We start from the raw sequence: 21,030 nt of genomic DNA, 5'->3' as shown, positions 1-21,030 counted from the left end.
GATCGTAGGTGAGTACGGTGAGGACATGCGCGTGCTCGCTTTCCTCGACGGCACTCTCGCCGACCCCGACCAGGCCCACCTCCGCGTCGATGACCTCGGCGTGTTGAGGGGCGACGGCATCTTCGAGACGATCCTCGTCACCGGCGGCAGGCCCCGCGAACTGGGCCCGCACCTCGACCGGCTCGCGCGGTCGGCGGCGATGATGGACCTGCCCGAACCGGACCGGGCCGCGTGGGAGCGCGTCGTCCAGCTCGTGATCGACAACTGGTCGGGTTCCACGGAGATCGCGCTCAAGCTGGTGCTCACGCGCGGCATCGAGGGCGACCCTTCGTCGACGCCGACGGCGTTCGCGCTGGGCATGGAGATCGACGAGAAGGTCAAGCGGGCGCGGGCCGAGGGCATCGCCGCGATCACGCTCGACCGCGGCATCGGCACCGACGTCGCCGAGCGCGCCCCGTGGCTGCTGCTCGGCGCGAAGTCCCTGTCGTACGCGATCAACATGGCCGCCGTGCGCGAGGCCGCGCGCCGCGGCGCCGCCGACGTGATCTTCACGGCGACCGACGGCTCGGTGCTGGAGGGTCCGACATCCACGGTGATCGTCGCGCGCGGCCGCACCCTCTACACGCCGCCGCCGACGATCGGCATCCTGCCGGGCACCACGCAGGGCGACGTCTTCCGCGCGGCGGAGCGGGCGGGCTGGACCACGAAGGTGGAGCCGCTGCGGGCCGACGAGCTGGCGGCGGCGGACGGGGTCTTCCTCGCCTCGTCGGTCCGGAAGCTGACGCGCGTGCACACCCTGGACGGCGAGGCGCTGCCCGACTCCGCCGAGGTGCACGCCGAGCTGGCGAACGTCTACGAGGCCCAGTACGCGTGACCGACCGCAGTGAAGGCCACCATCACTGCGTTGAACGCAGGCATGGTGGCCTTCACTGCGGGCGGGCGGGGGGCAGAGGGGTCAGCCGACGACGCGGTGCAGCAGCGCCGAGACGTGGGGCGTCATCGGCTGGCCGACCATCGCGCGCTCCTCGACGTAGCCGAGGTCGCCGCCCGCCACGATGCCGTAGAGGCGCTGCGCGGCGGTGACCTCCTTGGCCGTCGACGTGCGCACGACCGCGTCGGTGGCCAGCTGCCAGGCCGACTGGCTCTTGGGCTTGCCGTAGTAGAGCTCCGTGATGCCGCTGGAGTGGGCGAGCAGCAGCTCGATCGTGTCGTCCTCCTGGGGACGCCACCAGCCGGTCTCGCGGGCCGCCGGGCGGATCACGTTGCCGTCCTCGTCCAGCAGCCACGAGCGGGCCTCGTGGTACAGGAACGGGCGCCCGTCGTGGGCGATGGTGAGCTGCTGCGCGAAGCGGAACGGGCCGTCGATCGTCGGGTAGTTGACCTCGCCCTCGCCCCGCCACACACCGACGAGCGGCAACAACGCGAGGCAGGCGTCGTTGAGGTTCGGCCCCTCGCGCAGGTTGGCCGTGTCGCCAGGGATCGGCAGGTCGTCGAGCTGGGGGATGTTGCGCTTGGCCGTCGACTCAGCGCGCTCGGCCGCGATCCGGATGGCTTCGTCGCCGCTGCTGCCGCCGCTGGACATCAGGCTTCGCGGTGGTCCGAGTACAGCCGGTAGACGACGTAACCGCCGAACCAGGTCGTCGCGACGATGGCCAGCACGAGCAGCGTCGTAAACAGAATCTCCACGGGCCGAAGGATAACCCGCGCGGGTCCCGGTGGAGCAGCGCAGGGCACCCTCGGTGAGCACTGTCACCGGCTACCCCTGGAAGCACCCAAGGCCACCTTTGTTGCGTTCAACGCAACAAAGGTGGCCTTGGGGAACAGTGGGATCAGGCGACGGCGATGGCGACCTGGTGGACGCCGGGGCCCTCCGCGCTCACGGAGGCCTCGCCGTTGCCGGTGCGGTGCAGGGCACGCACGGTCCAGCTGCCCGGCGCGGCGTAGAACCGGAAGTCACCCTCCGGCGACGCCTGCACCTCGCCGGCGAACTCGCCGTCGGCGTTGAGCAGCCGCACGTAGGCGCCGCCCAGCGGGCCGTCGCCGCCCGTCACCTTGCCCGCCACGACCACCTGGCCGTTCGTGTCCTCGTCAGCCGCGACAGCGGTCTGCTGAGGCGCGCCGCATCCGTCCGTCATCACTTCGCTCCCGTCTCGATCGGCACGCCGACCAGCGAGCCGTACTCCGTCCACGAACCGTCGTAGTTCTTCACGTCCTCGAGCCCGATGAGCTCGTGCAGCGCGAACCACGTGTGGCTCGACCGCTCACCGATGCGGCAGTACGCGATGGTCGACTTCGAGGTGTCGAGGCCGGCCTCCTTGTACAGCTCGGCGAGCTCCTCAGCCGACTTGAAGGTGCCGTCCTCGTTGGCCGCCTTGGACCACGGGACGTTCACCGCGCTCGGGATGTGCCCCGCACGCTGCGCGGACTCCTGCGGCAGGTGGGCGGGCGCGAGCAGCTTGCCGGAGAACTCGTCGGGCGAGCGCACGTCGACCAGGTTCTTGGTGTTGATGGCCTCGACGACCTCGTCGCGGAAGGCCCGCAGCTTGAGGTCCTGCTCCTTGGCGGTGTAGCTGGTGCGCTCGCGCTGGGGCTCGTCGGTGGTCAGCTCGCGGCCGTCGAGTTCCCACTTCTTGCGGCCGCCGTCGAGGAGCTTGACCTTGTCGTGGCCGTACAGCTTGAAGTACCAGTACGCGTACGCGGCGAACCAGTTGTTGTTGCCGCCGTAGAGGACCACCAGGTCGTCGTTGCCGATGCCCTTCTGCGAGAGCAGGGCCTCGAAGCCGGCCTTGTCGACGAAGTCGCGGCGGACCTGGTCCTGCAGCTCGTTCTTCCAGTCGATCTTCACGGCGCCGCGGATGTGCCCGCCGTCGTAGGCGGTGGTGTCCTCGTCGACCTCGGCGAAGACCACGCCGGGCGTGTCCAGATTCTCCTCTGCCCACTGGGTAGTGACCAGGACGTCTTCACGGCTCATGGGAGCGGCACTCACTTTCTTGTACTCGTGGTTGGCGAAGGATCACTCAGGACGCTTGTTCGGTACGGGGGGTGAACCGCCGGACGAGCAGGTACATCTCGCAGCCGAGGCAGAAGTCGAACGCCGCGTTGAGGAATGCGGCGAACAGTGCGAAAGCCGTCGCGACGATGCCGAGCGCGGTCACCCCACTGACATACCCGATGGTGCCCACCAGCGCGAACACGAAACCGACGGCCTGAGCGAACCGCAGCGGGGCCGCGTCCTCCCGCTCGCTCGTCGGCTTCAGTCGCGGCGCCACCAGCACGCGGTAGAGCACCGAGTACGGCGCGAGCCGCAGCCCGGCGAACGCGCCGATCGCGAACACCACGGTCTGGGCCGCGAGCAGCGGCCACCAGCCCGTGACCAGGACGACGGCAAGTACGACCGTCGTGACGACGGCGGCGAACCGGGGGCCTCGGGGGTCTACTGCGGGGCCTGCGGACATGTCACCTCCTGTGCACAGCTGGATCGTCGAACCGGACCGAACCGCTCGACGAACACAGGCTGCTGCGCACGCGGCACAGATCGACCGTGCGGCGTTGCGTCAGGAGGTGAGTAGGCAGCCTGTCCACGGCGCTCACAGTACCTACCCTCCCTGTGAGTGGGAACCGCGTTCAACCCGTGGGACGAGGTGCGGTTCGAGCGCTGACAGCAGCTCCTGTGCCTTCGGCACGCCGCTGACCCGCAGCAACTCCCGGCCCGACGACGTCAGCGCCAGCGTGGTGGGGGTCCGCAGCACGCCGAGGTCCTGCGCGACGTGCGGCCGGTCGGTGACGTCCAGGTCGACGTGCGCGAGCCCCTCGGTGCGTTCCGCGAGGTGGGACAGGATGGCCCTGGTGTGCCTGCACGGGGCGCAGAACGTGGTGGAGATCTGGACCAGCGTCACGGCGGGTGCTGGGGCGAGCGCCGCGGCGACCGGCTCCGGAAGGCCTGCGGGCGCGCTGTCGTCGGTGGTGCGGATGCGGCCGTTGCGCAGGTGGAGCAGCACACCGACGACCAGGCCGGCCACGAGTGTGCCTGCCAGTACCCACAGCCCCGTCGAGCCCGTCACGTCGCAGTCCTCACTGTCCCGAGGACACCCCCGCGAAGGTCACGTTCTTCGCCTCGCCGCTGATGGTGAGCGAGCCCGGATCGACCCTGATCGCGGTCGGCGTCACCGTGAACGGCAGGTCACCCGCGTTGATGTCCGCCTCGAAGTTCGGCAGCAGAGCCTGCTGCACCTCCTGCGGAACGACGGTGGTCTCCTGGTCATTCCCGAACTGGAGCCGGTGCGGCGTGATCCGGATCGTGGTGCCGTCGAGCTCGATCATGGCGAACGCGAAGATCTCCACCTCCTCGCCGGCGATCTGGACCTTGCCGGAGAGCCGCACGCCCGCGGTGGAGTCGTCCTCGTCCTCCTGCTGCGACTCGGCGGCGCCGTCGTCGCCGGAGTCGCCCGAGCCGCTCTGCGAGTCGTCGTTGCCCTCGCCGTTGCGGACATAGGACTCGGTGGAGGGGTCGATCCGCAGGTCCTGAATGTTGTTCAGCGGCGTGACCTGCGCGATGTCGCTGGCCTTGAGCGTGATCTGCCCCTCGAGGTCGCCGATGTTGATGTTGTCGGTGTTGCCGGAGGTGAGATCGGACAGCGGTGCCGTCACGTTGCGCAACTCGGCCCGGATCGCCAGATCGCGGAGCACGTCGCCCGCGGGCACGCCCTGCGCGGAGACCGTGATGTGGTCGTACTCGCCGGAGATCGCCTGCGTCGTGAACGGGAACCCGTGGATCGTCACGGAGGGGTCCTCGGTGAGGCCCAGCTGCTCGCGGGCCTTCTGCGACACGGTGTGCTCGGCGAACGCGGCGACGCCGAAATCGGCGGCCACGAGCAGTCCCGCCAGTACGACGAGTACCACGACGAGCCTGCGGGCCCTGCGTCCTCCGCGTTTCCCGGACGGCTGGGCTCGCTCGGTCACAGCACTGCTCACAATCTGTTCCGATCTGTTGTTACACCTATGTTTCGCACCGTGTTACACGGGCGTTTCGGGCCTGCGACCTCGTGTGATGCCGATTTCACGAGTAGCGACACCTGAGTTTTCACCCGCTATTCTCATCGAAGACCTGCCCGAGTGATTCTCGAGGCGATCAAACATTGTGAGGCGGTGGCGATGAGCCTGGATCTTCTTGTACTCACTGCGGAATCCGATGCCACCTCGGTGCTGCCCGCTCTCGATCTTCTCCCGCACACCGTACGCGTCCGTGCTCCGGAGGTCACCGCGCTCCTCGACGCCGGGCATCGCGACGTCATCCTGCTCGACGCGCGCAGCGACCTCGCGTCGGCCAAGAGCCTGTGCCGCCTGCTCAAGGGCGCCGGTGACGAGGACGCCGTGACCCCGGTGATCGCGGTGGTCGGCGAGGGTGGCCTCGTGGCGGTGAGCGCCGAGTGGCGCACCGACGACATCCTCCTGCCGACAGCGGGACCGGCCGAGGTCGACGCCCGGCTGCGGCTGGCCACCACCAAGGACGGCGCCACCACGCAGGTCGACGCCGAGCTGCGGGTCGGCGACCTCGTGATCGACGAGGCGACTTACACCGCGCGCCTGCGCAAGCGCACGCTGGAGCTCACCTACAAGGAGTTCGAGCTGCTCAAGTACCTCGCCCAGCACGCGGGCCGGGTCTTCACCCGCGCCCAGCTGCTGCAGGAGGTGTGGGGTTACGACTTCTTCGGCGGCACCCGCACGGTCGACGTGCACGTCCGGCGGCTGCGCGCCAAGCTCGGCCCCGAGCACGAGCAGATGATCGGCACCGTCCGCAACGTCGGCTACAAGTTCGAGCGGCCCGCCAAGGGCACCGGCCCGGTGAAGGGCGGCACCCCGGTGGTGCCGGAGTCCTTCGAGGTCACGGAGTTCTCCAACCGCTGAAGTAGCGTGGACCCATGCTGAACGTGGCCTGGGTGAACGAACTGGACAGCGCGCGTACCGCCGCGGTGCGCGCGCTGCTGCTTGCGGCGCGGGAGTCGGACGGACGCCCGGAGATCGAGCCGGACGGGCCGCTGCCCGGCGACTTCACCGGAGGCCGGTACCTGCTGGCCCACGACGGCGACACGCTCGCGGGCGTGGTGCACCTGAACACCGCGGGTGACGCGTTCGGCAGGCTCGTCGCCGAGCTGGTGGTCCACCCCGCACACCGCGGCAGGGGGCACGGCGCCGCGCTCGTGCGGGAGCTCGCCGCCGAGGTGCCGGAGAAGCTGCGGGTGTGGGCGCACGGCGACCATCCCGCCGCCGCCAGGCTCGCCGAACGCTTCGGCTTCGAACGCGCCCGTGAGCTGCTGGTGATGCACGTGGACGTCGAGGGAGCCGACTGGCCGGAGCCCAAGCCCGCCGAGGGCGTCTCGCTGCGCACGTTCGTGCCGGGGCGGGACGAGGAGGCGATGGTCGCGGTCAACGCGCGTGCCTTCGACTGGCATCCCGAACAGGGCACGTTCAGCGTCGAGGACCTGCGGGCCGCCGAGAACGAGAGCTGGTTCGACCCCGAGGGCTTCTTCCTCGCGGAGAACGCCGACGGCGAGGTCGTCGGCTTCCACTGGACCAAGGTGCACCCCGCCAACCCGGAACGGTTCCGGGGCGAACCGGTCGGGGAGGTCTACGTCGTCGGTGTCGACCCCGGCGCGCAGGGCGGTGGGCTCGGCAAGGCACTCACCCTCGCCGGGCTGCGTCATCTGCGGGGCCGGGGCCTCGGCCAGGTGATCCTCTACGTCGAGGGCGACAACGCGCCCGCCATCGCGGTGTACGAGCGGCTCGGTTTCGTGCGTCACGAGGTGGACGTCCAGTACGCGCGTACGTGATACGTTTTCGCGGCCAGTCGTACTCACGCACGACGTGAGTCAGGAAATCCGGTGCGAATCCGGAACTGACGCGCAGCGGTGAGGGCGACGGGCGGGACACGTTGCCACTGGACCAGGTTCTGGGAAGGCGTCCCGTCCGGATGACCCCGAGTCCGAAGACCTGCTGGCACCCGGCTTCCGGCCGGGAGTCGCTGTCCGCTCGGGCTCCGCGCATGGGCCCTCGACGCAAAGGGAACGTCGGTGCCGCGTACCTCCCGCTTCCTCGCCCTGTCCCTCTGCCTGGTGCTGGCCGGATGTGGCGGCACCGCCGCCACGCAGGACCGGGACCCGGCGCCCGGCTACCCGCGCACGGTCGACAACTGCGGCGTGCGCACGGTCGTGGACGCGCCGCCGGAGCGGGTGGTCTCGCTGAACCAGGGCACCACCGAGATCCTGCTGTCGCTGGGGCTCGCGGACCGCCTCGTCGGCACGGCGACGTGGACCGATCCGCTGCCCGCCGACCTCGTCGAGGCCAACGAGGGCGTGCCGAGGCTGGCCGACAACATGCCGTCCTTCGAGGCCGTGCTGGCGGCCGAACCGGACTTCGTCGCCGCGTCCTTCGTCTCCACGCTCGGCACTGGCGGCGTCGCCACGCGGGAGCAGTTCGCAGAGCTGGGTGTGCCGAGCTACCTGTCGCCCTCCGACTGCGTCAAGGACAACAGCGGCGCGGGCGACGGCCGTCGTGACCGGCCGCTGACGATGGAGACGATCTACACGGAGGTCCGTGACCTGGCGAAGCTCTTCGCCGTCGAGGAACGTGGCGAGCGCCTGGTCGCGGACCTGCGGGACCGCATCGAGCGCGCGACGAACGGGGTCGACGCCTCCGGCGTGACGCTGCTCTACTGGTTCGCCAACTCCGAGGCGCCGTACCTGGCGGGCTGCTGCGGGGCGCCCGGCGTCATGACCGAGGCCGTGGGCGCGCAGAACGTCTTCGCCGACACCCACGACGAGTGGCCCCAGATCAACTGGGAGACGGTGGCCGAGCGCGACCCCGACGTGCTGGTGATCGGCGACCTGACGCGCAGGTCGCAGACCGCGGAGACCGCCGCGAAGAAGATCGAGTTCCTGGAGTCGCACCCGGTGACCCGCAACCTCACCGCGGTGCGCGAGAAGCGCTACGTGCTGCTCAGCGGGCAGGCGATGAACCCGACGATCCGCACGGTGGCCGGGATCGAGGAGCTCGCGGCCAAGCTGCGTGAGTTCGGGCTCGCCGGGTGAGCGTCGAGGCGCTCACACGGCGTTCGCGGCTGCCGTTGGTGCTGCTCGGCGGGTTCGCCGCGCTGGCGGTGTCGATCGCAGTCGCGATCACCATCGGGCCCGCCAACATCCGGGTCGGCGACGTCTGGGCGTCGGTCGCCGCGCGGCTCGGCTTCGGCGAGTCGGGGCTGTCGACGATCCGTGACGGCATCGTGTGGAACCTGCGGCTGCCCCGCACGCTGCTGGCCGCCGTGTGCGGGGCGGGCCTCGCCGTGTGCGGCGCGATCATGCAGTCGCTGCTGCGCAACCCGCTGGCCGACCCGTTCGTGCTCGGGGTTTCCTCCGGGGCGTCCACGGGCGCGGTGCTGGTGGTGGTGCTCGGCGTGGGCGGCGGGGTGTTGTCGCTGTCGGCGGGGGCATTCCTCGGCGCGCTGGTCTCGTTCGCGTTCGTGCTGCTGCTGAGCCACACGCTCGGCGGCACCACCGACCGCGTCGTGCTCTCGGGCGTCGCGGTGATGCAGCTGTTCTCGGCGCTGACGTCGTTCATCGTGCTGACCTCGGCCGACGCGGAGACCACGCGCGGGGTGCTGTTCTGGCTGCTCGGGTCGCTGAGCAACGCGGGCTGGGCCGAGGTGGGGACCTGCCTCGCGGTGCTCGTCGCGACGCTGCTGGTGTGCGGCGGCTACGCCCGCTCACTGGACGCCTTCGCGTTCGGGGAGGACGCGGCGGCCACGCTCGGCGTCGCGGTGGCGCGCACGCGGCTGATCCTGCTGTGCGCGACGGCCCTGCTCACGGCGGTGCTGGTCAGCTCGGCCGGTGCGATCGGCTTCGTCGGGCTCGTGCTGCCGCACGCGGCCCGCGCGCTGGCGGGGCCGAATCACGCGCGGCTGCTGCCGGTGACCGCGCTGGCCGGAGCCGTGTTCCTGGTGTGGGTCGACACGCTTGCCCGCACCGTGCTCGACCCGCAGGAGGTCCCCGTCGGTGTGGTGACCGCGCTGATCGGCGTGCCCGCGTTCGTGCTGATCCTCTACCGCGCGCGAGGTGCCCGATGACGGTTCGCGACGGCCTGTGCGCCGACCGGGTTTCCCGCACGCTCGGCGGCAGACTCGTGCTCGACGGCGTGAGCCTGGCGCCCTCCGCCGGGGCCACGGTGGGCCTGCTCGGCCCCAACGGCTCCGGGAAGTCGACGCTGCTGCGCCTGCTCGCGGGCGTGCTCGCGCCGACGGCGGGCGTGGTGACGCTCGACGGTGACCTGCTCGACGACGTCGGCCGCCGTGCGGTGGCCCGCCGCATCGCCGTGGTCGAGCAGCACACCGACACGCAGGTGCCGCTGACCGTGCTGGACGTGGTGCGCCTCGGCCGGATCCCGCACCGGAAGACGTGGCTGCCTGCCTCGGCCGAGGATGACGAGGCCGTGCGTGACGCGCTCGAGCACGCGGGGCTGACCGACAAGGTGGACCGGCGGTGGCAGACGCTGTCGGGCGGGGAGCGTCAGCGCGTGCAGATCGCCCGCGCGCTCGCCCAGCGGCCCAGGGAGCTGCTGCTCGACGAGCCGACCAACCACCTGGACATCCAGCACCAGTTCGACCTGCTGAACCTGCTGGTCGGCCTGCCCGTCACCACCGTGGTGGCCCTGCACGACCTGAACCTGGCCGCGATGTACTGCGACCAGCTCGTGGTGCTCGACCAGGGCAGGGTGGTGGCGGGGGGAAGCCCGGAGGACGTGCTCACCGAGGAGCTCATCGAACGGGTCTACGGCGTGCGGGCCGTGGTCACCAGGGAACCCGAGGGGCATCCGCACGTGAGGTTCGTGCGCGCCGCGGCGCCTTCTCGCCCTGGCGCCACCGTGCAGTGAAGGCCACCTTCCCTGCGCCCACCCGTCTCCCGCCACCACCCAAACGGAGACGCTGCGCGCCGCTGCGTTTGATTCCACGCAGGGAAGGTGGCCTTCACTGCAGTCGGCTGCTAACCGAAGCGGCCGGAGATGTAGTCCTCGGTGGCCTTCTTGCTCGGCGTGGAGAAGATCTTCGTCGTCTCGTCGATCTCCACCAGCTCACCGGGCTTGCCCACGCCCTGCAGGTTGAAGAACCCGGTCATGTCGCTGACGCGGGCGGCCTGCTGCATGTTGTGGGTGACGATGACGATCGTGTACTTCTCCTTGAGCTCCAGCATCAGGTCCTCGATGGCCTGCGTGGAGATCGGGTCGAGCGCGGAGCACGGCTCGTCCATCAGCAGCACGTCCGGCTGCACGGCGATGGCCCTGGCGATGCAGAGCCGCTGCTGCTGCCCACCGGAAAGGCCCGAACCAGGCTTGCCGAGGCGGTCCTTGACCTCTTCCCACAGGTTGGCCGACCGCAGCGCACGCTCCACCACGTCGTCCATCTCGGACCTGCGCATGCGCTTGTTGTTGAGCTTCAGGCCGGCCGCGACGTTGTCGTAGATCGACATCGTGGGGAACGGGTTGGGTCGCTGGAACACCATCCCGATCTGCCTGCGGACGTTGACCGGGTCCACGCCGGGACCGTAGAGGTCGTCGTCGTCCATGAAGATCTTGCCGTCCACCCTGGCGTTCGGCACGAGCTCGTGCATCCGGTTCAGGGTGCGCAGGAACGTCGACTTGCCGCAGCCGGAAGGCCCGATCAACGCGGTGACCGACCGTGGCTGGATCGTCATCGACACGCCCTGCACGGCGAGGAACTTGTCGTAGTAGATGTCGAGATCCTTGACCTCGATGCGCTTTGCCACAGTGCTTTCCTATCCAGGTGTCCCGCTCACCCGCGGGTCTTCGGAGCGAACAGTCGGGAGATGAGCCGGGCGATGAGGTTGAGCACCATCACGATGATGATCAGCGTCAACGCCGCCGCCCACGCACGGTCCAGGGAGAACTGAGGCGGAACACCCGGGTTCACGTACTCGTAGTACGAGAATACCGAGAGCGTCGCCATCCGGCCGTCGAACGGATTGAAGTTGTCGCTCGACGTGATGCCGACCGTGATCAGCAACGGTGCCGTCTCCCCGATGACGCGGGCGATCGCCAGCGTCACACCCGTGGCGATACCGGCGAGTGCCGTGGGTAGCACGACCTTCGTGATCGTGCGCCACTTCGGCACGGCCAGCGCGTAGGACGCCTCCCGCAGCTCGTTGGGCACGAGCTTGAGCATTTCCTCGGTGGAACGGACCACCACGGGAATCATCAGCACGCTCAGTGCGACCGCACCCATGATGCCCATGCGGACGCCCGGCCCGAAGATGAGCGCGAACAGCGCGTAGGCGAAGAGACCGGCGACGATCGAGGGGATGCCCGTCATGACGTCCACGAAGAACGTGATCGCCTTCGCCAGCTTGCCCCGGCCGTACTCGACCAGGTAGATCGCCGTGAGCAGGCCGACGGGCACCGAGATCAGGGTCGCGAGCGCCGTGATGATCAGCGTGCCCATGATGGCGTGGTAGGCACCACCGCCCTCGCCGACGATCCCGCGCATCGAGTACGAGAAGAACTCGGTGTCGAAGCGGGCGAGGCCGTTGGAGAGCACCGTGACCACGACCGAGACGAGCGGCAGCAGCGCGAGCAGGAACGCGCAGGTCACCACGGCGGTGACGAACCGGTCGGTCGCCTTGCGCGAGCCCTCGACGATGCGGGACCACGTGTAGATCAGCAGGGTGTAGACCAGCGCGCCCAGCACCGCGCACGCGGCGACGCTCCAGTCGGCGAACTGCCAGAAGCCCACGGCGGCGAGTGCCACCACGAGGAGCGTCAGCGGGGCGGCTCCCCTGGGCAGCTGGCCCGCGGTGAGGGGAACCCCGGACAGCGGGGTGTAGAGGTCGGATTCGGGGCTCTTCGAGGTCGTCGGAGTCGGCATCAGTTGGCTCCCGAGAATTCCTTGCGGCGGTTGATCACCGCGCGAGCCGCCATGTTGACCGCCAGCGTGATCGCGAAGAGCACCAGCCCGGACGCGATCAGCGTGTTCACCGCGATCCCCGACGACTCGGGGAACTGGAGCGCGATGTTCGCGGCGATCGTGGACGGGTTGGCGCTGCTGATCAGGTTGAACGTGACCCCGCCCGACACCGACAGCACGATGGCGACGGCCATCGTCTCGCCGAGCGCGCGGCCGAGGCCCAGCATCGAGGCACCGACGATGCTCGAGCGGCCGAACGGCAGCGCCGCCATCCGGATCATCTCCCAGCGGGTGGCGCCGAGTGCGAGTGACGCCTCCTCGTGCAGGCGCGGCGTCTGCCGGAACGCCTCACGGACGACCGCCGTGATGATGGGCAGGATCATCACCGCGAGCACGATGATCGCCACGAGCATGGTGCGCCCGGTCGCCGACGGCGGACCCGCGAACAGCGGGATGAACCCGAGGTTCTCGGAGAGCCAGTTGGCGGGCTCGACCGTCAGCGGCGCCAGCACGGTGAAACCCCAGAGGCCGTAGATGATGCTGGGCACCGCGGCGAGCAGGTCGATGAGGTAGCCGAGCACCTGTGCGATCCGGCGCGGCGAGTAGTAGGTGACGAACAGCGCGATGGCCACCGCGAGCGGGCTGGCGATGAGCAGCGCGAAGATGGCCGAGATGAGCGTGCCGAACAGCAGGGGCCAGACGTAGACCGCGACGCCTTCGCCGCCTGGGATGTCCTCGGCCGGTGCCGTGAGCGAGGGCCAGGCCTCGACGATCAGGAACGCGGCGACCCCGGCGAGGACCACGAGGATCAGTACGCCCGCCCCCGTGGAGGCGCCGGAGAAGATGCGGTCCCCAGGCCGAAGCGGCACCTTCTGTGCTCGCGGCCTGTCTGTGCTGGGGGGCACTTGAATTCCCTTCTTACCCTTCTTACGCGTGTGTCCGGGTGGTCACCCGATCAGGTGACCACCCGGACGCTGGAGCCGTCTAGCCTGCTCAGCCGGCCGCGGAGATCGCGTCGACCGCGGGCTTGATCTGCTGACGCAGCTGGTCAGAGATCGGGGCCGAGCCGGCCGCGTCGGCCGAAGCCTTCTGGCCCTCGGCACTGATGATGTAGTTGAAGTACGACTTCACCAGTTCGGCCTTCTCGGCGTTGTCGTAGTTGGCGCAGGCGATGCCGTACGACACGAGGACGATCGGGTAGGTGCCCGCCTCGGTGGTGTCGCGGGCCAGATCGTAGGCGTAGCTGTACTGGCCGCGCCCCTCGTGCCGCTTCGAGACGTCCAGCACCGCGGCGGCCGCCTCGGGCGAGTACTCGACGAACTGGTCGCCGACACCCACCTTGGCGGTGCTCAGCTCGCCGGCCTGGCTGGCGTCGGCGTAGCCGATGGTGCCGTTGCCGTTGGACACCGCCTGCACGACACCCGAGGTGCCCTGCGCGGCCTCGCCACCCTGGACCGGCCAGTCACCGCTGACCTCGTGCGGCCAGTCGGCGGCGGCCGTGGCCTTGAGGTACTCGACGAAGTTCTCGGTGGTGCCGGACTCGTCGGAACGGTTCACCGGGGTGATCGCGGTGTCGGGCAGCTGGACGCCCGGGTTGTCGGCGGCGATCGCCGGGTCGTTCCACTTCGTGATCTGCTGGTTGAAGATCTTGGCGATCGTGGCCGGCTTCAGGTTCAGCTGGTCGACGCCGTCGAGCTTGAAGATCACGGCGATCGGCGAGACGTAGGTCGGGATCTCGACGAGCTCGCCGCAGCGCTCCTTGGCCTTGGCCAGCTCCTCGTCGTCCAGGTAGGCGTCGGTGCCGCCGAAGTCGGAACCGCCGCTCACGAACTGCTCACGCCCGCCGCCGGAGCCGATCGGGTCGTAGTTGACCGTCACGTCGGGGTTCTGGCCGATGAAGCCGGCCTGCCACGCCTGCTGCGCGGCCTCCTGCGAGCTGGCGCCCGCACCCGAGATCGTGCCCGAAAGGCCCGAGCCCTCGCCGGAGCCGCCGGTGTTGTCGCCCTGCTCGTTCGCGGAACCACAGGCCACCAAGCCGAAGGTGAGCGCGGCTGCCGCTGGGAGGGCGAGAACGCGGCCCAGGGTGGTACGCTTCACAGTTAACCTCTTCCGATTCTCCGCGGCAGGCAGAAGCCGCCGCTGGGGGATGCTCACGTGTCCGGACGCTATGGGCGGCACATGACACCGCAGGGCAGCGCGGGTGAACGAAACATGAATGAAACCCGACGAGGGAACGACATCACAGCGACATAACGGAGACGTGACTGTGTGTTGTCCGGTTGAGTGAGCGCCGCCATACAGAACATGTCCTACTGGTGATCGCCGCCACCTTTCCGCCGGTTCCGCTCAGAGTTCGCTGCCGGTGTAGCCGGGCATCCGGCCGGTGACGACGAACACGATCCGCCGGGCCACCGACACCGCGTGGTCGGCGTAGCGCTCGTAGAACCGGCCGAGCAGGGTCACGTCGACCGCCGCGGCGACGCCGTGCGGCCAGTCCTTGTCCATGATCACGGTGAACAGGTTGCGGTGAATGTCGTCCACCTCGTCGTCGTCGGCCTCGATGCTGAGGGCCGCGTCGATGTCCTTGGTGCGGATGACCTCCTCGGCCTTGCGGGCCAGCCGGACGTCGACCTCGCCCATCCTGGCGAAGGCGGACCGGACCTGCTCGGGGAGCACGGGATCCGGGTGCCGCCGCCGCGCGGCCTTCGCGACGTGCAACGCCAGGTCACCCATCCGCTCCAGGCTCTCGGCGGCGTGGAGTGCGGCGACAACGATCCGCAGGTCGGTCGCCACGGGCGCCTGCAGTGCCAGGAGGGCGTAGGCCTTCTCCTCGCAGTCGGCGCGCGCGTCGTCGACCTTGACGTCGTCGCTGATCACCTGTTCCGCCAGTTCGAGGTCGGAATCGAGAAGTGCTCGGGTCGCCCGCTCCATGGCGTCAGCGACCTGGCTCGACATGCCGGCCAGCCGGTCGGCCAGGTTGTCGAGCTCTACGTGGTAAGCCTCGCGCATGCCGCCGACTCTACGACCCGGGCGGCACGCTCGCCGAATTCGGAAATGAACCGAAGGTGAACCCCGCCTAACACTTTCGGGGCGATCTTCTACGCCGGTTCGGGTGGTTCCGTGCCGTCGGCGGCTTGCTGGTCGCCCGCGCCAGGGCCAGGCTTCTCGGGCTCTTCGCCCGGCAGCGGGGTGTTGTCGATCAGCGCGCGGAACAACGCCTCGGTGTCGGCTTCGCGCAGCACCTCATTGCCCGCGTCGTTGGCCTCGCCGACGGTCGGCACGGTCATGAACTCCACCGCGCCCGCGCTGAGGCCCTGCATCGACTGGGCCAGTGTGAGCAGCTGGTCGACGCCGATGTTCTCGCCGAAGGTCGAGGCCGCGAAGGCGTTGACGAACCCGGTGAGCTTGCCGACGTCGAGCAGCACGTCGCGGGAGAGGGTGGCCCGCAGCAGCGACGCCATGAACTCCTGCTGGCGCTGCATGCGGCCGTAGTCGGAGAACGTCGGGTCGCCGTAGACCTTGCGGGCGCGGACGAAGTTGAGCGCCTGGTCGCCCTTGAGCACCACGTCGCCGGTCTCGGCGATGATCAAGCCGAGCTCCTGGTCCTCCATCGGCTCGTCCACGTGCACGGTCACGCCACCCACCGCGTCGACCATGCCCTTGAAGCCGTGGAAGTCGATGCCGACGAAGTGGTTGATCGCCATCCCGCTGATCTGCTGGATCACCTTGGTGACGCAGCGGGGCCCGCCGACCGTGAACGCCGAGTTCAGCTTCACGCCGTCGGCGGCCTCGACGACCTCGCCGTACTCGCCCGACGCGGAGTCCCAGCGCTCGCAGTCGGGCCGGGAGATCTCCAGGTCGCGCGGGAACGAGATGACGACGGCGCGCTTCCGGTCCTTCGGGATGTGGGCGAGCATCACCGTGTCGGAGCGGGCGCCCGGGATGCCGCTCGCGTCGCCCACGTTCTCCTCGGCCTCGGCGCCCTCGCGGGTGTCGGAACCGACGATCAGGAAGTTCTCGTCACCGAGCTGGCCCTGTGCGTTCTGAATGTCGGCCGAGTTCTCGTCGAGCGCGGCGATCTCGTTGAACTGGGAGTTGAACCACGTCTTCGCGCCCCATGCGATGCCGGTCGCGATGAACACGAGGACGGCGAGCGTGATCGCGGTGATCCGGGCGGCGAGCAGCGTGCGGTGGTTGCGCCGCTCCTTCTTCTCCTGCAGGCGGGTCTGCGGGGCGGCCTTGCTCGCGTCCTCGTCGGCTTCCGCCTCGGGTTCCTGCACGGGCGCCGATCCGCGCTGTCCCACGACGGAGGTGGCCACCGTGACCACGCGGTGCAGCTTCGTGCGGGTCTGCTCGAAGCGGGCGACGAGCTTGTCGCGGCGTTCTCGCCGTTCGCGCTCCTCGGCCTCCAGCTCGTCGTGCGCGGCGGAGAACCTGGCGAGCGAGTCGTCGATCTTGCGCTTGTACTTGGTGGTCTCGTCGACGGGCTCGAGCTGGTCCGTCATCGTCAGCCGGTCCTCGAGCGAGCGCTCGGGCGGCGGCCGCAAGGGGCGGCGGGGACGCGGAGGCGCGACGGGACGCTTCGGCGGGGGCGGCGGGGTGTTGCCCGACGGCAGGCCGCCCTCGAGCACGGCGGCCACGTTCTTCGTCGGGAGGTCCGCCGGCGGCTCCGCTCCCGGCGCTTGGGGGCGCGGGAGTTCCGTTCGGGTGGGTTCCGCTCGCGACGCCTCGGTGTGCGGCGGCTCCGTTCGTGGCGCTTCGGGCCGCGGCGGTTCCGCTCGCACCGGTTCCGGGTGCGACAGCTCCGCCGCTGTCGCGTCCGGCCGCGGAGGCTTCGGGCGCATCGGTCCCGGGCGCGGGGGTTCCGCTCGCACCGGTTCCGGGCGTGACAGCTCCGTTCGCGGTACGTCGGGGCGCGGGAGTTCCGTTCGGGTGGGCTCCGTTCGCAGCGCCTCGGGTCGCGGGGGCTCCGTTCGCAGCCCCTCGGGGCGCGAAGGGTCCGTTCGCGGCGTCTCCGGGCGGGACACCCCCGTTCGCGGCGCGCCGGGATGCGCTTGCGGGGGCTCCGTTCGGGTGGGCTCCGTTCGCAGCGCCTCGCGTCGCGGGGGCTCCGTTCGCAACGTTTCGGGGCGTGGGAGATCCGTTCGTGTCGGCTCCGCTCGCAGCGAGTCGGGTCGCGAAGGCTCCACTCGCGGCGCTTCCTGGCGCGCAAGCTCCACCGGCAGCGCGTCGGAGCGGTTCGGCTCGGGGCGCTGGCCACGCCTCGGCTCGGGACGTACGGGTTCTGCCCGCCTCGGGGCCTCGGCGCGGAGTTCCTGCCGGGCTTCGTCGGGGCGAGTGGGTTCGGGCCGGGGCTCCTGGCGGGGCGGAGGTGGTGGTTGCCTGCGGGGAGTCGCCGCCGGTGGACGTTGCTGGGCCGGTCGGGGGTACGGGCCCGAGCCCATCGGTTCCCGTCGTGGCGCTGCCGGTGGCGGCATGTGCTTCGGGGCCGGGGGCGGCGCCGGGGTAGGGGGTTCCTCTCGGCGCGGCGAGACGTGTCGCCGGGGCCGTGCCGCGGTGGCCGGAGCTTCGGCGGCGGACGGCGGTTCCGGCGACCTCGTCTGTCTCGGGGGAATCGGCCGTTCGCCGGTTTCGAACTGGGGCCGTCTGCCGGTGTGGCGGGCGACGACGTCGGAGACGCTGATGCCGCCGTGCGTGTCCAGTGAGCGACGGCGCTTGCGCTCCGCGGCCTTGCGGTTCAGCTGGGCGCGCGCTCGCCATTCGTCGGCCTGGGAGGTGCCGTCGGGAGCGTTGCGGTCTTCGGACACGCACTCTCCCTTCACGCTCTGGCCTTGGTCACCCGCGGATCTCTTGCTTGATCGTCCGGCGGACAGCGTTCGTTATCGTACGGATATCCGCCGTTCGTGACGACACCATGCCGTGACTTTTTTACACAGAGTTGCCCTGGCTGAATTCACAACCACGGGTGAGGGATCAAGCCTCCGCACCCTTCACGGGCATGGCCGAGTGACGCGAGCACGGAGAGTGGGAACGAAGCGGACCCGACCGTGTTCACGATGGGCGACCAGATTGCGTCCAGCACGCTTGGCCGCATACAGCATCGCGTCCGCCTCCACCAGCAGTTCTTGTGGATCATGACGCCGGCCAGGGCGGCCGGAGAACGGCGCGACCCCGATGCTCACGGTTACCGAGAGTCCCGGCCGGATGTGCGACCACGGGAAATCCGCCACGCGTGCCCGTGCCCGTGCCGCGATCGCGACGGCGTCCTCCGGCCGTGCGGCGGGCGTGACGAGAACGAATTCCTCGCCGCCGTAGCGTGCGCAGAAGCCTTCCGGTGGAAGGGTTTGCTGCAAAAGGCCGACGACCCGTTGAAGCACCTGGTCGCCTATCCGGTGACCGAAACGGTCGTTGATGTGCTTGAAGAGATCGAGATCGACCAGCGCCACTGAAGGGGCCGTCAGCTCGGCGAGCCTGCGGTCGAGGTAGCGGCGGTTGTAGGTGGCGGTGAGCGAGTCTGTCAGGCTCTCGCGCCGGGCCTGTGCCCGTTCCCGGCGCAGCCGCTCGACCTCCAGCCGGTACTGCTCGGGAATGTGTGGGTGCGCGCACTGGAGCTGACCCGAGCGGGCCAGCTCCAGTGCGGACCGGAGGTGTTCGTAGGCGCGTTGCCAGTCCCCCTGCGCCGCGAGTTCGCGCGCGATCGACTCGTGGGCTGCCAGCAGTCCCTGGGGGTCCACTGCCCCCATGGCTGGGGCTGTCCGGTTCGAACCCACCGCGTCCTGTCTCCTCGTCTCAGCCCCCGTGTGAGGGGTTGTCGTCTCGAGGGAGGGTTTGCTTGAGCGGTGGGATACGGCTGGAAAGCGAATATCGCTCAACCGGACTACGAGAGTGATCGGACGGTTACTGAGGCATCGCGGAGAGGTCCATGTACGTGACCTCCCACAGGTGACCGTCGGGGTCGGTGAAGCTGCGGCCGTACATGAAGCCGTGGTCCTGCGGCTCGTTCGCGGCCGAGCCACCGGACGAGAGCGCCTTGTCGCACAGCTCGTCGACTTCCTGTCTGCTCTCCGCTCCCAGGGCGATGATCGCCTCGGTGGTCGTCGAGGCGTCGGCGATCTCCTTCGTCGTGAACGTCTTGAAGAACGGCTCGGCCAGCAACATCACGACGATGTCGTCGGTGATCACCATCGACGACGCGTTCTCGTCGCTGAAGTCCTTGTTCTGCGTGAACCCGAGCCCCGCGTAGAACTCCGTCGACTTGGCGAGGTCCTTGACGGGGAGGTTCACGAAGATCTGCTTGACCATGTTCGGTCCTTCCTTGGTTGGTGTCCCCTTGCCGGTGAAGCAAGCTTTCTAAAAACAACCAAGGTTGTCAATAGACTTAAGTCTAAATCCGGAAGATCTTCGCGAACGTCGGGAACAGGGCCTCGTCTCCCTCCAGCTGGACGCTCCCGTTGGCGACGGCCTCCTCGGGCGTCAGCTCGCCCGCCATCACCGCTTTGATCGCGGGGCCGGTGCTGATCGTGACGTCCGCGCCGCCCGCGGGTTCGCCCTCGGCCACGTCGAGCTTGCCTTTGTCGACGCGCACGCCGACCACGACGTCGCCGAGGCGCAGTTCGAAGCCGGCCACGACGTCGCGTGCGTCCTCGGCGTGGAAGGTCGAGCGCATCGCCATCACCATCGAATCGGGCGTGACGATGTCGTCGGGACCCGGCTCGCCGAGCGTCCGCGCGCCCCAGCGGCCGAGCGCGAGCACGATGTCCTCGAGGTCCCTGCCGTAAGCGGTCAGCTCGTACACCACGGAGCCGTCGGGCCGTGGCAGCACCCTGCGCTCGACCACACCTTCGCCCTCGAGCTGCTTGAGCCGGGCCGACAGGACGTTGGTGGGGATCTTGGGCAGCCCGCGCCGGAGGTCGGTGAAGCGCTTGGGGGCCACCATCAGGTCCCGGATGATCAGTAGTGCCCACCGCTCACCGACGAGGTCGGCGGCATGTGCCAGTCCGCAGAACTGCCCGTAGTGTCGCTTACCCATGATATGAATTCTAATGCAACATGCTCTTGCTGGATCATGCTTGTTTTCGGCAACTGAGGTGGGGTGGCGCTGGATGATCGAACTCGATGAACACCGGGTCGAACTGACGGCGTACTGCTACCGCATGCTCGGCTCGGGCTTCGAGGCCGAGGACGCCGTGCAGGAGACGCTGGTGCGCGCCTGGCGCCACCGCGAACGGTTCGACGAGGGCCGCTCCGCACTGCGGTCGTGGCTGTACTCGATCGCCACCAACGTCTGTCTCGACATGCTCCGCAGCCCGCAGCGCAGGGCGCGGGCGATGGACCTCGCGCCCGCCGCCCGGCCCGGCACCTCGCTGGGGCGGCCGCTGCCTGAGCACACGTGGGTGCAGCCGGTGCCTGACAGCAGGATCCTGCCGGCGAACGGCGACCCCGCGGAGCTGGCGGTGCTGCGGGAGAGTGTGCGGCTCGCGTTCGTCGCCGCACTGCAAAACCTGCCGCCGAGGCAACGGGCCGTGCTGATCCTGCGCGACGTGCTGCGCTGGCGGGCCGACGAGGTCGCCGCGCTGCTCGACAGCACCACGGCGTCGGTCAACAGCGCACTCCACCGGGCCCGCGCGACGCTCGCCGGCGCCGATCTCGGTCCGCCGGGAGGATTCGATCCGCTCGACGAACGCCAGCGGAGCCTGCTCGACCGTTATGTCGCCGCGTTCGAGCGACACGACGTCGAGACGCTGGTCGCCGTGCTGCACGAGGACGCGACGATGTCGATGCCGCCGTTCACGTGGTGGCTCCGCGGCAGGGAGGACCTCGCCGCCGTGCTCCGTGCGCCCGGACAGCCGTGCGAGAACGACCGGCTGCTCCCGGCCGCGGCCAACGGTTGTCCCGCGTTCGGCCAGTACCGCGACGGCCACGGCTTCGCCCTCGTGGTGCTGGAGCTGCGAGGCGAGCGCATCGCGAACACCACGACGTTTCTCGACGCACCGAGGCTGTTCCCGCTCTTCGGGCTGCCGATGAGTTTCCCGGAGCCGGCTCGTACTACCTGAGCAACGAGGGCACAG

The 21,030-nt window shown here is 69.5% G+C and carries 22 protein-coding genes and 1 riboswitch; of the genes, 7 read left to right on the top strand and 15 right to left on the bottom strand.

Features of this window, described 5'->3' with window-relative positions:
• Nucleotides 1-25: 25 nt before the first annotated feature.
• On the top strand, nucleotides 26-874 hold the full coding sequence (locus BA062_RS00505) for an aminodeoxychorismate lyase (protein ID WP_110334011.1): 849 nt from the start codon (nucleotides 26-28) through the stop codon (nucleotides 872-874).
• A gap of 81 nt (nucleotides 875-955) precedes the next feature.
• Here the strand turns inward: BA062_RS00505 and BA062_RS00500 are convergent, their stop codons facing one another.
• The 6 genes from BA062_RS00500 to BA062_RS00475 form a co-directional block, all read right to left on the bottom strand.
• The gene (locus BA062_RS00500; RefSeq protein ID WP_110334010.1) at nucleotides 956-1,582 is read right to left on the bottom strand and encodes a heme-binding beta-barrel domain-containing protein; all 627 of its coding nucleotides are present in this window, start codon (nucleotides 1,580-1,582) and stop codon (nucleotides 956-958) included.
• Nucleotides 1,583-1,829: 247 nt separating this feature from the next.
• Entirely contained in the window at nucleotides 1,830-2,135 is a 306-nt protein-coding gene (locus BA062_RS00495; protein WP_110334009.1) for a DUF1416 domain-containing protein, read from the bottom strand.
• Complete coding sequence (locus tag BA062_RS00490) at nucleotides 2,135-2,971, bottom strand: sulfurtransferase (protein WP_110334008.1); 837 nt, start codon at nucleotides 2,969-2,971, stop codon at nucleotides 2,135-2,137. The genes BA062_RS00495 and BA062_RS00490 overlap by 1 nt, the downstream gene beginning before the upstream one ends.
• Before the next feature lie 46 nt (nucleotides 2,972-3,017).
• Entirely contained in the window at nucleotides 3,018-3,455 is a 438-nt protein-coding gene (locus BA062_RS00485; protein ID WP_110334007.1) for a DUF4395 domain-containing protein, read from the bottom strand.
• 141 nt (nucleotides 3,456-3,596) lie between these two features.
• Nucleotides 3,597-4,061 carry a TlpA family protein disulfide reductase gene (locus BA062_RS00480; protein WP_245959614.1) on the bottom strand — a complete coding sequence of 155 codons (465 nt, stop codon included), beginning with the start codon at nucleotides 4,059-4,061 and terminating at the stop codon, nucleotides 3,597-3,599.
• Between the two features lie 10 nt (nucleotides 4,062-4,071).
• Nucleotides 4,072-4,959 carry an LmeA family phospholipid-binding protein gene (locus BA062_RS00475; RefSeq protein WP_110334006.1) on the bottom strand — a complete coding sequence of 296 codons (888 nt, stop codon included), beginning with the start codon at nucleotides 4,957-4,959 and terminating at the stop codon, nucleotides 4,072-4,074.
• 192 nt (nucleotides 4,960-5,151) lie between these two features.
• Between BA062_RS00475 and BA062_RS00470 the strand changes: the two genes are divergently transcribed.
• The 5 genes from BA062_RS00470 (at nucleotide 5,152) to BA062_RS00450 (ending at nucleotide 9,918) form a co-directional block, all read left to right on the top strand.
• Entirely contained in the window at nucleotides 5,152-5,904 is a 753-nt protein-coding gene (locus BA062_RS00470; RefSeq protein ID WP_110334319.1) for a winged helix-turn-helix transcriptional regulator, read from the top strand.
• 14 nt (nucleotides 5,905-5,918) lie between these two features.
• Entirely contained in the window at nucleotides 5,919-6,827 is a 909-nt protein-coding gene (mshD, locus tag BA062_RS00465) for a mycothiol synthase (protein WP_110334005.1), read from the top strand.
• A riboswitch (cobalamin riboswitch) is annotated at nucleotides 6,825-7,009 on the top strand. Its footprint overlaps the gene before it by 3 nt.
• A 58-nt stretch (nucleotides 7,010-7,067) precedes the next feature.
• On the top strand, nucleotides 7,068-8,084 hold the full coding sequence (locus BA062_RS00460; protein WP_110334004.1) for an ABC transporter substrate-binding protein: 1,017 nt from the start codon (nucleotides 7,068-7,070) through the stop codon (nucleotides 8,082-8,084).
• Nucleotides 8,081-9,115 carry a FecCD family ABC transporter permease gene (locus tag BA062_RS00455; RefSeq protein WP_168213849.1) on the top strand — a complete coding sequence of 345 codons (1,035 nt, stop codon included), beginning with the start codon at nucleotides 8,081-8,083 and terminating at the stop codon, nucleotides 9,113-9,115. Before BA062_RS00460 ends, BA062_RS00455 begins: the two co-directional genes overlap by 4 nt.
• Nucleotides 9,112-9,918: an ABC transporter ATP-binding protein gene (locus BA062_RS00450; protein ID WP_110334003.1), complete on the top strand. Its 807-nt coding sequence runs from the start codon at nucleotides 9,112-9,114 to the stop codon at nucleotides 9,916-9,918. Before BA062_RS00455 ends, BA062_RS00450 begins: the two co-directional genes overlap by 4 nt.
• A 110-nt stretch (nucleotides 9,919-10,028) precedes the next feature.
• Here the strand turns inward: BA062_RS00450 and pstB are convergent, their stop codons facing one another.
• The 9 genes from pstB to BA062_RS00405 form a co-directional block, all read right to left on the bottom strand.
• Nucleotides 10,029-10,808, bottom strand: a complete 780-nt coding sequence (pstB, locus tag BA062_RS00445) for a phosphate ABC transporter ATP-binding protein PstB (RefSeq protein ID WP_110334002.1) — start codon at nucleotides 10,806-10,808, stop codon at nucleotides 10,029-10,031.
• A 26-nt stretch (nucleotides 10,809-10,834) separates the two neighbouring features.
• Nucleotides 10,835-11,923 (bottom strand): phosphate ABC transporter permease PstA, encoded by a 1,089-nt coding sequence (gene pstA, locus BA062_RS00440; protein WP_110334001.1) that lies wholly within the window; start codon nucleotides 11,921-11,923, stop codon nucleotides 10,835-10,837.
• Nucleotides 11,923-12,831: a phosphate ABC transporter permease subunit PstC gene (gene pstC / locus BA062_RS00435; protein WP_245959613.1), complete on the bottom strand. Its 909-nt coding sequence runs from the start codon at nucleotides 12,829-12,831 to the stop codon at nucleotides 11,923-11,925. Before pstC ends, pstA begins: the two co-directional genes overlap by 1 nt.
• Before the next feature lie 124 nt (nucleotides 12,832-12,955).
• A complete protein-coding gene (pstS, locus tag BA062_RS00430) occupies nucleotides 12,956-14,059 on the bottom strand; it encodes a phosphate ABC transporter substrate-binding protein PstS (protein ID WP_110333999.1) in 1,104 nt (367 codons plus the stop codon).
• A 249-nt stretch (nucleotides 14,060-14,308) separates the two neighbouring features.
• The gene (phoU, locus tag BA062_RS00425; RefSeq protein ID WP_110333998.1) at nucleotides 14,309-14,971 is read right to left on the bottom strand and encodes a phosphate signaling complex protein PhoU; all 663 of its coding nucleotides are present in this window, start codon (nucleotides 14,969-14,971) and stop codon (nucleotides 14,309-14,311) included.
• A gap of 89 nt (nucleotides 14,972-15,060) precedes the next feature.
• Nucleotides 15,061-16,467 (bottom strand): LCP family protein, encoded by a 1,407-nt coding sequence (locus BA062_RS00420; RefSeq protein ID WP_110334317.1) that lies wholly within the window; start codon nucleotides 16,465-16,467, stop codon nucleotides 15,061-15,063.
• A 1,485-nt stretch (nucleotides 16,468-17,952) separates the two neighbouring features.
• Nucleotides 17,953-18,705 carry a GGDEF domain-containing protein gene (locus tag BA062_RS00415; RefSeq protein WP_110333997.1) on the bottom strand — a complete coding sequence of 251 codons (753 nt, stop codon included), beginning with the start codon at nucleotides 18,703-18,705 and terminating at the stop codon, nucleotides 17,953-17,955.
• A gap of 154 nt (nucleotides 18,706-18,859) precedes the next feature.
• Nucleotides 18,860-19,264, bottom strand: a complete 405-nt coding sequence (locus BA062_RS00410) for a VOC family protein (RefSeq protein WP_110333996.1) — start codon at nucleotides 19,262-19,264, stop codon at nucleotides 18,860-18,862.
• An 82-nt stretch (nucleotides 19,265-19,346) separates the two neighbouring features.
• Nucleotides 19,347-19,991 (bottom strand): winged helix-turn-helix transcriptional regulator, encoded by a 645-nt coding sequence (locus tag BA062_RS00405; protein ID WP_110333995.1) that lies wholly within the window; start codon nucleotides 19,989-19,991, stop codon nucleotides 19,347-19,349.
• 73 nt (nucleotides 19,992-20,064) lie between these two features.
• Here BA062_RS00405 and BA062_RS00400 point away from each other — a divergent pair, with 73 nt between their 5' ends.
• A complete protein-coding gene (locus BA062_RS00400) occupies nucleotides 20,065-21,015 on the top strand; it encodes a sigma-70 family RNA polymerase sigma factor (protein WP_110333994.1) in 951 nt (316 codons plus the stop codon).
• The last annotated feature ends 15 nt before the right edge of the window (nucleotides 21,016-21,030 follow it).

The organism is Prauserella flavalba (genome assembly GCF_003202235.1).
In the GTDB taxonomy this organism is placed as follows: Bacteria; Actinomycetota; Actinomycetes; order Mycobacteriales; family Pseudonocardiaceae; genus Prauserella_A; species Prauserella_A flavalba.
The sequence above is the reverse complement of the archived record's forward strand: the minus strand, read 5'-3'. Positions and strand labels throughout refer to the sequence as shown.